The sequence below is a fragment of the Polaribacter tangerinus genome, from assembly GCF_038024095.1.
GTDB classification, from domain to species: domain Bacteria; phylum Bacteroidota; class Bacteroidia; order Flavobacteriales; family Flavobacteriaceae; genus Polaribacter; species Polaribacter tangerinus.
In genome coordinates, this window is sequence record NZ_CP150668.1 from 910180 (window position 1) to 922910 (window position 12731).

Genomic DNA, 12731 nt, shown 5'->3' on the forward strand with positions numbered 1-12731 from the left:
AAAGTTAAACAGTTCGGAGTTTAAGTGACAAATTCTCTATCGAGATATTTAACTTTATCTAATTTCGACATAATTTTCATTGCCTTGTATGCAGCAAAATCACTTTTAGACTCATCTTCGAAACGATACTCTTTCGATTTTTCAATAAGCCTAGTATGTCGTTCCTCTAAATGTTTTCTGTAGGTTTGTAGTTGGGAAATTTTTGACATTTTTAGTTTATTTTCCTTAAATATAAAAAATATTTTACAGCTAGGTAAACTAAAAATTTATTTATTGTCTTGTAATGCAAAAACTTGCCTTAATAAGGTAGTGTTTCTCAATCCAGATTTTTCTCGTATACCCTTTTCTTCAAGTTCAATCATTGTAAAAACTCCTTCTAGAGCTTCTTTAGTAACGTATGTTGTTAAATTAGGACTTACTTTTGTTACAAAAGGAATTGTATTGTACTTGTTTACTAATTTTTTCCAAATTTTATCTGCCCCAACCTTAGAAAAAGAATTGGTAATAACAGGTTCGAAACTTGTGTATAAATCGCTACTAGTTTTAGATTTTAAATAATTTGTGGCTGCATTGTTTTCTCCTAACAAAATATTTTTAGCATCTTCGAAAGACATTTCTTTTACAGCATTTACAAAAATTGGTGTCGCTGTTTTTACAGCATCCTCTGCTGCTCTATTTAAAACTTTTAACCCTTCATCTGCTAGTTTAGAAAGGCCAATTTTACGCAATCCTTTATCTACTGCCTGAAGTTCAGGGGGCAGTGCAATTTTTACTAGTTGATTTTTATAAAAACCATCTTTTGCTGTTAATTTAGAAACCTGATTTTTAATTCCGTTGTCTAAAGCCTGTTTTAAACCTTTACCTATTTGTTCTTGACTTAAGCCACCTCCAGACGGTAAACTATTAACTGCCTTTTGCAACTCGGCGCATCCAACTAATTGAATTGCCATTATAAAAATTAAAAATCTTTTAACCATTTTAACTGTATTTACTTTTCTATGTAAGAACCTCAATTTTTGTAAAAGTCACAATTTACTTCAAAAATGAATCTGTATTTTTATCATATCCATACGGACAATGTTTACAACCACTTTTACAACAAAAACCTCTTTTTAAATGAAATTGCTTTGTAAAAACTCTGTAACCTTGTTCGTTAAAATAGAAATCTCCATCCTCTAAAGGAATTCGCTTATTGTACATACAACAAAAATAGTATTTTAATGGAATAAAAAAAGCGTTTATAAAAACGCTTTTTTTTTGAGGTCTACTTTTTAGTTCCAGGTGGAAAACGTGCAATAATTTCTGCCACAAATTCATTAATCGTTTCTTCCTTTTTTTCTCTATTCTGAATACGAAGTGCTCCGGTACCTACTCCTTGCCAAACCAATTCCTTTTTATTTTTATCTATAAAATCAATAAAGAGAGTGCCCTCTGTAAACTGAGATACATTAACGTTTGTATTCATACCGCCAAACATCCAAGGATTCCAACCCCAGCCAAAACCCCAACCCCAGCCCCAGCCGTTGTTAAAATTTTGCTGATTTACATTAACTCTTTCGCGTGACTTAGTAAAAATACTAACCAACATATCGGGTGTTTCGGACTTAACAAACCCTTTTGCTAACAGAGCTTTTTCAATGGCTCTTAGTATTCTTTTCTTATCTAAGTCTGAAATATTAGATTTATCTATTCCTGTTTTGTAAAAAGCAAAAGTTTTATATTCATTAAAATCAATATTTGCGTCATAATCAACAACAACATTTACAGATTTGCAAGAAGCAAAAACTACCACAAGAACGAGTGTTAAAAGTTTTAAATATTTCATAATTAGAAAATTAATGTTAATATACATAAATATTATCAATAATTATGCCAATGCGTTGTTGTTTCGTACATCACTGATAAAAAAATCATCTTATAAAACGTTAAAGAATTCCGTTATTTTTTAAGATTTCCGTAAATTGCAGGTCTAAATTATAACATTTATTACGAATGGAACAAATACAAGTTTACAAACCTGTTAATAAAGTAAGAATTGTAACAGCTGCTGCACTTTTTGATGGTCATGATGCTGCAATAAACATAATGCGAAGAATTATACAATCTACTGGCGTAGAAGTAATTCACCTTGGCCATGACAGATCTGTAGAGGAGGTTGTAAATTGTGCTATTCAAGAAGATGTGAATGCAATTGCTATTACTTCTTACCAAGGTGGTCATAATGAGTATTTTAAATATATGTTCGATTTATTAAAAGAAAGAAATGCCGGACATATTAAAATTTTTGGTGGTGGTGGTGGTGTCATTCTTCCTGAAGAAATTAAAGAATTGATGGATTATGGAATTACTCGAATCTATTCTCCGGATGACGGTCGTGAGCTAGGGTTACAAGGAATGATAAACGACTTAGTAGAAAAATCTGACTTTCCTCTTGGCAATGAACTACATGTAACACTAAAAGACTTAGAAAATAAAAAGATAGAAAGTATTGCCAGAGTAATATCATCTGCTGAAAATTTTCCTGACACGGCTAAAGAAACATTACGTGCCATTCATCAAAAAAATAAAAATTCAACAACACCTGTTTTAGGAATTACAGGAACTGGTGGTGCGGGAAAATCATCATTGGTAGATGAACTTGTAAGAAGGTTTTTGATTGATTTTCCTAAAAAAACAATTGGATTAATTTCTGTAGATCCTTCAAAAAGAAAAACTGGTGGTGCACTTTTAGGCGATAGAATTCGAATGAATGCTATAAATAATGAGCGTGTTTATATGCGTTCTTTAGCTACAAGACAGTCTAACTTAGCACTTTCTAAATACGTAAATGAAGCCGTAGAAGTACTAAAAGCTGCTGCTTTCGATTTAATTATTCTTGAAACTTCTGGTATTGGGCAATCTGACACCGAAATTATAGAACATTCTGATGCATCTTTATATGTAATGACACCAGAATTTGGTGCGGCTACACAGCTAGAAAAAATAGATATGCTAGATTTTGCAGATTTAGTGGCCATTAATAAATTCGACAAAAGAGGCGCTTTAGATGCTGTTAGAGATGTAAAAAAACAGTATATGCGTAATAATAACCTATGGCATATTCACGTAGATGATTTACCTGTTTATGGTACCATTGCTTCTCAATTTAATGATCCAGGCATGAACACTTTGTACAAAAGGGTGCTAGATAAATTAGTGGAAAAAACAGGTGCCGATTTAAAATCTGACATGAAAATAACTAAAGAAATGTCAGAAAAAATATTTGTTATTCCACCTGCAAGAGTAAGATACCTCTCTGAAATTGCCGAAAATAACAGAGCATATGATGCCGATGTAAAAAAACAGTACCAAGTTGCTCAGAAGTTATACGGAATATATAAAACAATAGAATCCATCACCAATAATACTCCTACAATAACAAAAAAAGGATTAAATGAAGATGATATTTTAAAAACAACCACTGTTGACGAAAAAGAGTTTGTAAAACTTTTACTGACACAATTCGAAAAAGTTAAATTAAATTTTAACCCTTTAAATTGGGAAATCATTTTAAACTGGCAAAAAAAGGTTCAAAAATACAAAGACCCAATTTACAGTTTTAAAGTGAGAGATAAAGAAATAAAGATAGCTACTCATAGCGAGTCATTATCTCATTCTCAAATTCCGAAAGTTGCACTCCCAAAATATGAAGCTTGGGGAGATGTTTTAAGATGGAACTTACAAGAAAATGTTCCGGGAGAGTTTCCATACACCGCAGGCTTATATCCTTTTAAAAGAACTGGAGAAGATCCTACTAGAATGTTTGCTGGAGAAGGTGGCCCGGAGAGAACCAACAGACGCTTTCATTATGTTAGTTTAGGAATGGATGCAAAAAGACTCTCTACGGCATTCGATTCTGTAACTTTGTATGGTAATGACCCTGGAAACAGACCAGATATTTACGGAAAAATAGGAAATGCTGGAGTATCTATTTGTTGCTTAGACGATGCTAAAAAATTGTACTCTGGTTTCGACCTAAGTCATCATATGACTTCTGTTTCTATGACTATTAATGGACCTGCACCAATGCTATTGGGTTTCTTTATGAATGCTGCTATAGACCAAAACTGCGAAAAATACATTAAAGAACATCAACTAGAAAGTGTTGTAGAAGCCAAATTAAAAGAAACTTATGATGATAAAGGCTTAGAAAGACCAAAATATCAAGGAGACTTACCAAAAGGTAACAATGGACTAGGATTGATGCTCTTGGGCTTAACAGGAGATTTAGTGCTCCCAAAAGATGTATATGAAGAGATTAAAGCCAACACTCTAGCTCAAGTAAGAGGTACCGTTCAAGCGGATATCTTAAAAGAAGATCAAGCCCAAAACACCTGCATTTTTTCTACTGAATTTGCGTTGCGCTTAATGGGTGATGTTCAGGAATATTTTATAGAAAAACAAGTACGAAATTTCTATTCTGTATCCATATCTGGATATCATATTGCAGAGGCTGGCGCAAACCCAATTACACAATTAGCACTAACATTATCTAATGGATTTACCTATGTAGAATACTATTTAAGTCGCGGAATGGATATTAATAAGTTCGGCCCTAATTTATCTTTTTTCTTCTCAAACGGTATCGATCCAGAATATTCTGTAATTGGTCGTGTTGCACGCAAAATATGGGCAAAAGCTATGAAGTACAAATATGGTGCAAATTCTAGAGCTCAAATGTTAAAATACCATATTCAAACTTCTGGACGTTCGTTACATGCGCAAGAAATTGATTTTAATGATATTCGAACAACTTTACAAGCACTATATGCTATTAACGATAATTGCAATTCGCTGCATACCAATGCTTATGATGAAGCAATAACTACACCAACAGAAGAATCTGTAAGACGTGCCATGGCTATTCAGTTGATTATAAATAAAGAATTAGGTTTAACAAAAAATGAAAACCCTATTCAAGGAGCTTTTATAATTGAAGAATTGACAGATTTGGTTGAAGAGGCTGTATTATCAGAATTTGACAGGATTACAGAAAGAGGAGGTGTTTTAGGTGCGATGGAAACAATGTACCAACGTTCTAAAATTCAAGAGGAAAGTTTATACTATGAAACGCTAAAACACAATGGTGAGTTTCCAATTATTGGTGTTAATACTTTCTTGAGCTCTAAAGGCTCTCCAACAGTTCAACCTGCAGAGGTAATAAGAGCCACAGAAAAAGAAAAACGACAACAAATAAAAACAAAAGAATTACTAAATAAAGCCAATCCAACAAAGGTAGCTGAACAAATAGCAATTTTACAGGAAGCGGCAATTCAAAACGAAAATTTATTCGAAAAATTAATGGAAGCTACTAAAGTATGTTCTCTTGGACAAATTACAGAGGCTCTATTTAAGGTTGGTGGTCAGTACAGAAGAAACATGTAATTTTTAAAATAATTACACTTTTTTGCATCTTTTTCATCTTTTTTGTTTCTACTATATGAACATAAAAAATAAACACTGATGAAAAATTTTAAAACCAATTGTACCTGTAATTGCACAAATTGTAAAGCTGGAAACTGTTCAAATTGTACATGTGTAAATTGTACTTGCAACCAATGCAATTGCTAGCAAAATAAACACTGTTAAGTAAAATTTATGCCTAATTTTTTATATTTTTTACTTAACAGTAATTTAATACTATCATGAATACACAACAAATTTGGACTTTATACGCACAAGACTTAAAAAACTTTATACTTAGTAAAGTAAAAGACAAGAGTATTGCTGATGATATTTTACAAGATACTTTTATAAAAATTCATACAAAAAAACATACTTTAAAAGATGTTTTAAAATTAAAATCTTGGTGTTTTTCTGTAGCAAGAAACTCTATTAAAAACTATTGGAGAAACCAACAAAATACAGAAGAAATAAATGAACTAGAATTGGCAGATACTCAAAAATTAAACAAACATACCGAACAGGATTGCTTGGAAGGTATTTTAAAATCTTTACCTAAAAAATACCGAACTCCACTTTTCTTATCAGACATTAAAGGGATAAAACAACAAGAAATTGCGAAACGACTTCAGCAGAGTTTACCAGCCACAAAATCTCAAATACAAAGAGCTAGAAAACTAATAGCAAAAGGATTTATGGATTGCTGTGGTTTTATCCAAAATGAAAAAGGAGTTTTAGTAGGTGAAATTAAAGAAAAAAAGGATTGTAAAATCTGTAGCTAACAAAATTGAAGTTAACAAGATTTTTTAATTATTTTTAATATATTACCTTCTTTTTTTTGGCGCCCTACTCACTTTCTTTTTTCTTCTATTAAAAGGAATAGCGTCATCAAAAGTATGTTGAGCTTTTTTATGTGTAGTTTTATTTTTTTTCCAAGAATTATTTTCTGGTAATAATCGATTTAATAAGTCTTGTCTCCCCACTTTTTGAAGAGTTTTTCGTATCCAATCTTTATTTTCTTTTTTATACCAAAAGAAAAATTTATGTTGATCTTCTTTTTCTTTTTTCGTTTTTGGAGTTCTTGTTGGCTTTAAAGTATAAGGGTGGTAACCAGAATAATAAATAACCGTTGCCACCGTCATTGGTGTTGGTGTAAACCCTTGAACCTGCTCTAACTGAAAGCCCATATCTTTTGTTTCTGCAGCTAAATTTGCCATATCTTCTACCTCACTTGCTGGATGACTAGAAATAAAATAAGGAATTAACTGAAGATTTAATTTTTTCTTGATGTTAATTCGATCAAAGCGTTCTTTAAATTTATGAAAATAAGTAAATGATGGCTTTCGCATCAACTTTAAAACTGGGTCTGAAGTGTGTTCTGGAGCTACTTTTAGTCTACCGGAAACATGCTTTGTCATTACCTCTTCGGTATAATCATCTAACTCTTTCGGATCGGCATTTTTATTAAACTCAGGTACCAGCATGTCATGGCGAATTCCGCTCCCTATAAAAGATTTTTTTATTTTTGGATGCTTGTCCACAGCCTGATAAAGGTCGGTTAATGGTTTGTGTGAAGTATCTAAATTAGAACAAATAACTGGAGAAATACAACTTGGCGCAACACATTTATCGCAAATAGATTGTACTTTTCCTTTCATTTGGTACATATTTGCAGAAGGACCACCAATATCAGATAAATACCCTTTAAAGTCTGGCATATTTGCAACTTTATCTACCTCTCTCAAAACAGACTCTTTACTTCTACTAGCAATAAATTTACCTTGATGCGCAGAAATTGTACAAAAACTACACCCGCCAAAACAGCCTCTATGAATATTGATAGAAAATTTAATCATTTCAAACGCAGGTATAGGACCTCGTTTATCATATTTTGGATGCGGCATTCTTGTATAAGGCAAATCGAAAGAACCATCAATTTCCTTCTCTGTCATAGTAGGAAAAGGCGGATTAATTACTAATGTTTTTCCTGCTACATCTTGAAGTATTCTTCTAGCCTTTAACTTATTAGACTCTTGCTCTATAACTTTAAAGTTCGAAGCAAAAGTTTTTTTATCTTTTAAACATGCCTCATGAGAATTTATAACTACATCGTCCCAGCTATTTATTACAGGTAACTTTTCTTTATTTTGATCTATTAAAACAGCTGTTTGCTTAATGTTTTTTAAACTAGAAAAAGGTACTCCTTTTTGCAATAGTGTTACAATTTCTCTTAAAGGCTGTTCTCCCATTCCGTAAACCAACATATCGGCCTTTGAGGTTTCTAAAATTGTTGGCATTAACTTATCAGACCAATAATCATAGTGGGTTACTCGTCTTAAAGAAGCTTCAATTCCACCAATTAGAACAGGTACATCAGGAAACTTTTCTTTTAAAATTTTTGAATAAACAGAAGTGGCATAATCTGGCCTAAAACCCTTATCACCATTTGGTGTATAAGCGTCTTTATCTCTTCGCTTTTTACTAGCTGTATAATTAGAAACCATCGGATCCATGCAGCCTCCAGTTGCACCAAAAAACAATTTTGGCCGTCCTAACTTCTCGAAATCTTGTAAATTATCATTAACGTTAGGTTGTGGCACAATAGCAACCCTTAAACCATAACTTTCTAGGATTCTTCCAATAACTGCTGGTCCAAAAGAAGGATGATCTACATACGCGTCTCCACTAAATAAAATAACATCTAGTGCATCCCACCCACGTAGTTTTACCTCTTTGTTTGTAGTTGGTAACCAATCGGTTAATTGTAGTTTTTTTGTGCCTTCCATACGTTGCAAAAATAAGCAGAAATAAGTTTAATTGGTAAAAGTTCTAGTATTTTTTAATACCAATTAAAATAAAAAACTATGGATAATTCTTTAACTAAATCATATTTTCAGAAAAAATAAATTGAAAAATAATAAAATTGAGGTTTTACCTAAAGATTATTTCTAAAACAGTGCTAACTTTTGTAAATTTAGCAAAATTAAAATCCTATAAACTATGAAGCATTATCTAATACTGCCATTTGTTGCTTTTTTATTTTTATTTAGCTGCAACACAACTACAGATAATAAGTTAAAAAAAGACACTTATGTTGTAGATAATTACACTAAAAAAGAGGTGTACATTACTATGAGAGATGGGGTAAAACTGCACACAACCATTTATGCACCCAAAGACACTTCTAAAAAATATCCAATCATAATGCAACGAACTCCTTATAGTTCTGCACCTTATGGTGATGGAAAAATGAAGACAAAAATTGGTCCAAATATTCATTTAATGAAACAAGGAAATATTATTGTGTATCAGGATGTTCGCGGAAGATGGATGAGTGAAGGTGTTTATGACAATATGCGCGCTTATATTCCTAATAAAAAAGACAATGAATCTGATGAAGTTTCCGATACCTACGACACCATTGACTGGCTAGTAAAAAATGTAGACAATAATAATGGTAATGTTGGTACTTGGGGAATTTCCTATCCAGGTCACTATGCAACAGTTTCTACAATTGATGCTCATCCTGCACTAAAAGCAGCATCTCCACAAGCTTGTATTGGCGACTTCTTTTTTGATGATTTTCATCATAATGGTGCTTTTTTACTAAGCTATTTTAGAGCAATTTCTCTTTTTGGAACTTATAAAGATACTCCAACAGACTCTGCGTGGTATTCGTTTCCTAAAATGAATACACAAGATCAATATCAATTTTTCTTAGATAAAGGCCCTCTAAAAAACTTAAACGAATACTTTCAATACGATAAATTGGATACTAAAGTAACTGGGAACAAAACTAAAATTGACGATTTTTTCTGGAAAGAAATTACAGAACATCCAAATTACGACTCTGTATGGAAAAGCAAAGGAATTATTCAACATTTAAACAAAGTTCCAAGTACTGTTGCTACTATGATAGTTGGTGGCTGGTTTGATGCAGAAGATTTATATGGCCCATTAGAAACTTACAAAGCCATAGAAAAGCATGGTAAAGAAAACTATAATACTATGGTTTTTGGCCCTTGGGACCATGGTAAATGGGCTCGAAATGGTGTAGAAAATTCGGTGGGAAATTATTACTTTGGCGATTCTATTTCTTTAAAATATCAATCGGAAATTGAAACAACATTTTTCAATCACTTCTTAAAAGGCAAAGGAGATAAAAATTCTGGTTTACCTGAAGCTTACGTATATGACTCTGGAAAAAAAAGTTGGAAATCATTTGATTCTTGGCCACCAGAAAATGTGGTAAAAGAAAACTGGTTTTTATCTGAAAATCAACAACTAACTTCCTCAAAAGAAAACACAACAGGTATTTCGTTTATTAGTGATATTAAAAGACCTGTACCTTATTCTGAAGATATAAAAACGGTATTTACACCGCGAAAATATATGACAGACGACCAACGATTTGCTGCTAGAAGACCAGATGTTTTAGTCTATGAAACAGATGTGCTAACCGAAGATTATACACTAGCAGGAGATATTTTAGCAAAACTAAATGTTTCGACTACTGGTAGCGCTGCAGATTGGATTGTAAAAGTTATAGATGTTCACCCTGCTGATGCGAAAGAAAATAATAAAAAAATGCAAAATCACCTTAAAATGAGTAACTATCATTTAATGGTTAGAAGTGAAGTAATGCGTGGTAGGTTTAGAAATAGCTTTGAGTTTCCAGAACCATTTGTTCCAAACAAAAAAACAGCAGTACACATAAAATTACAAGATGTTTTTCATACTTTTAAAAAAGGACACAAGCTACAAATTCAGGTTCAAAGTACTTGGTTCCCTTTAATTGATCTAAATCCACAGACCTACGTAGATAATATTTATAAAGCAGATGAAAAAGATTTTAAAACGCAAACTCATACCGTATTTACAGACTCTTCTATAGAATTTTCTGTTTTAAAATAACTAAAAAAAATAATCAATGAAAAAAATAGTATTTATAGCAATTTTAATGAGTTATACATTTATAATTGCTCAAGAAAAAGTAACACCAATTTTTAAAGATGGAGAAGCACAAATTGTACCTGAATTTGAAGATGAAAGCAAATGGTTACGTCACGATTTATGGGTAGAAACCACTTTCGATTCTGATGGCGACGGAAAATTAGACCGAATGCATGTATCTGTTACAAGACCTGCTCAAACAGAAACAGAAGGATTAAAACTACCTGTGGTTTACGAATCGAGTCCGTATTATGCTGGAACCGCAGGAAATGTACCAGGTCTATTTTGGGACGTTAAGCATGAAATTGGCGCTAAGGAAAAACCTAGAACACGTGTAGAAGTGAAAAGAAGAGGTAAAAGACCAATAATATCAAACTCTCAAATAAAAACATGGGTTCCGAGAGGATATATAGTTGTACATTCCTCTTCACCCGGAACGGGCTTATCAGATGGCTCGCCAACTGTAGGTGGAGACAACGAATCTCTTGCTCCAAAAGCAGTAATAGACTGGTTAAATGGGCGTGCAAAAGGCTATACTTCTAGAGAAGGAAACGAAACAGTTACTGCATTTTGGAGTACCGGAAAAGTAGGTATGACAGGTACTTCATATAACGGAACTATACCACTAGCAGCTGCTACAACTGGTGTAGATGGTTTAGAGGCTATTATACCTGTGGCTCCAAATACCTCTTACTATCATTACTATCGCTCTAATGGATTGGTAAGATCTCCTGGCGGATATCTAGGTGAAGATATCGATGTTTTGTATGATTTTATTCATAGTGGAAAAGAAGAAAACAGACCACGAAATAACCGCGTAGTGAGAGACAACGAAATGGCTAATGGAATGGACAGGATTACCGGAGATTACAACGATTTTTGGGCTGGCAGAGATTATCTTAACGACATGAAACCAATGAAAGCTGCACTTTTAATGTCTCATGGTTTTAATGATTGGAATGTAATGCCAGAACATAGCTACAGAATTTACAAAAAAGCATCTGAAATGGGATTACCTACCCAAATTTACTATCACCAATATGGTCATGGCGGTCCACCACCACTAAAAATGATGAATCGTTGGTTTACAAAATACTTACACAGAATTAATAATAATGTTGAAAAAGATGCAAAAGCTTGGATTGTTAGAGAAACTGATACCCCAAATGAACCAACACCATACACAGAATACCCAAATCCGGATGCGAAAAGTGTACAGTTCCACTTAGTGGCAGGTGCACCAACAGCAGGAAAATTAACAACTGATAAAGAACTAAATAATGCCAAAGAAACTTTAGTAGACAATTATTCTTTTTCTGCAGAAACCTTGGCTAAAGCTCCCAATACAAATCATAGATTATTATACGTTACTCCTACCTTAAAAGAAGATATTCATATTTCTGGTACCGCAAGTATTTCTATAAAAGCTGCTAGCTCTAAAGAGGCAGTTAACTTGTCTGTTTATTTGGTTTCATTACCATGGAACGAGGGTAGAAAAACAAAAATTACTGATAATATAATTACTAAAGGTTGGGCAGATTTACAAAATTATAAATCACTCACAAAAAGCAAACCTCTTACCAAGGGAAAATTTTATGAGATGACATTTGAGCTTCAGCCAGATGATCAAATTATTAAGAAAGGACAACAAATTGGTTTGTTAATATTTTCTAGTGATAATAAACATACAATTTTACCAAAACCTGGTACCGAATTAACTGTAGACTTAAGTGGCACAACCCTTAAAATACCTATAGTTGGTGGAAAATTAGCTTTTGAGAAAGCAACTAAATAAACAAAATAGAATAAATAAGGGCTTTGGTATTCGAACGAAGCCCTTATTTTTTTAATTATAAATTAATATAATAAATGACCTCAACCGAAATAGCTTTATTATTGCATAAAGACACCGATAAAATAAAAAGAATTGGAGAAATAATAGGAAAAAAAATCTCAAAAAGAGACTGTTTCGACGAACTTAATGAATATGAAAAAACGTTTATTTATATAGATATTTTAGAGCATCATGTAAATAATGGCGGTTTTATTCAATTCTTTTTTAATACATCCGGGCAATTTACTCATGAAATATTTCAAGCATATTTGGCAATTAATGCAGAAAAAACTGTAGATATACTTACAAAAGCTATTTATTTATTTCCTGAAATACCTGTTCCAAAAAACCATAAAATAAGGCAATATCTATTAATGCAACACAAAGAAAATTTAGACTTGTGGGACGATTTAGATATTGAATTTGAAAAAAGTGATGACGATATTATTGCACTAACATTAGATTTTGTTAGCGCTAACATTTTGCATTTCGATTAATATTT

At 32.5% G+C, this 12731-nt stretch carries 10 protein-coding genes; 5 read left to right on the forward strand and 5 right to left on the reverse strand.

What is annotated here, in order from left to right; all coding sequences use genetic code 11:
- Positions 1-20: 20 nt before the first annotated feature.
- The 4 genes from WHD54_RS04100 to WHD54_RS04115 all read right to left on the reverse strand — a co-directional run bounded on the left by WHD54_RS04100 (position 21) and on the right by WHD54_RS04115 (position 1825).
- Entirely contained in the window at positions 21-209 is a 189-nt protein-coding gene (locus tag WHD54_RS04100) for a hypothetical protein (protein ID WP_088324448.1), read from the reverse strand.
- 57 nt (positions 210-266) lie between these two features.
- Complete coding sequence (locus tag WHD54_RS04105) at positions 267-977, reverse strand: DUF4197 domain-containing protein (protein ID WP_088324495.1); 711 nt, start codon at positions 975-977, stop codon at positions 267-269.
- 55 nt (positions 978-1032) lie between these two features.
- Positions 1033-1200 carry a DUF5522 domain-containing protein gene (locus tag WHD54_RS04110; RefSeq protein ID WP_158211824.1) on the reverse strand — a complete coding sequence of 56 codons (168 nt, stop codon included), beginning with the start codon at positions 1198-1200 and terminating at the stop codon, positions 1033-1035.
- 64 nt (positions 1201-1264) lie between these two features.
- Positions 1265-1825: a DUF4136 domain-containing protein gene (locus WHD54_RS04115; RefSeq protein ID WP_088324447.1), complete on the reverse strand. Its 561-nt coding sequence runs from the start codon at positions 1823-1825 to the stop codon at positions 1265-1267.
- Positions 1826-1992: 167 nt separating this feature from the next.
- Between WHD54_RS04115 and WHD54_RS04120 the strand changes: the two genes are divergently transcribed.
- Both WHD54_RS04120 and WHD54_RS04125 read left to right on the forward strand, forming a co-directional pair.
- A complete protein-coding gene (locus WHD54_RS04120; protein ID WP_088324446.1) occupies positions 1993-5424 on the forward strand; it encodes a methylmalonyl-CoA mutase family protein in 3432 nt (1143 codons plus the stop codon).
- 260 nt (positions 5425-5684) lie between these two features.
- Positions 5685-6224 carry a sigma-70 family RNA polymerase sigma factor gene (locus WHD54_RS04125; RefSeq protein ID WP_088324444.1) on the forward strand — a complete coding sequence of 180 codons (540 nt, stop codon included), beginning with the start codon at positions 5685-5687 and terminating at the stop codon, positions 6222-6224.
- A gap of 42 nt (positions 6225-6266) precedes the next feature.
- Here WHD54_RS04125 and WHD54_RS04130 read toward each other — a convergent pair whose 3' ends face one another.
- Positions 6267-8228: a YgiQ family radical SAM protein gene (locus WHD54_RS04130; protein ID WP_088324443.1), complete on the reverse strand. Its 1962-nt coding sequence runs from the start codon at positions 8226-8228 to the stop codon at positions 6267-6269.
- A gap of 214 nt (positions 8229-8442) precedes the next feature.
- Between WHD54_RS04130 and WHD54_RS04135 the strand changes: the two genes are divergently transcribed.
- From WHD54_RS04135 to WHD54_RS04145, 3 genes are all read left to right on the forward strand, one after another.
- On the forward strand, positions 8443-10356 hold the full coding sequence (locus tag WHD54_RS04135; RefSeq protein WP_088324442.1) for a CocE/NonD family hydrolase: 1914 nt from the start codon (positions 8443-8445) through the stop codon (positions 10354-10356).
- A gap of 16 nt (positions 10357-10372) precedes the next feature.
- Complete coding sequence (locus tag WHD54_RS04140; protein ID WP_088324441.1) at positions 10373-12190, forward strand: Xaa-Pro dipeptidyl-peptidase; 1818 nt, start codon at positions 10373-10375, stop codon at positions 12188-12190.
- 74 nt (positions 12191-12264) lie between these two features.
- On the forward strand, positions 12265-12726 hold the full coding sequence (locus tag WHD54_RS04145) for a DMP19 family protein (protein WP_088324440.1): 462 nt from the start codon (positions 12265-12267) through the stop codon (positions 12724-12726).
- Positions 12727-12731 lie beyond the last annotated feature (5 nt).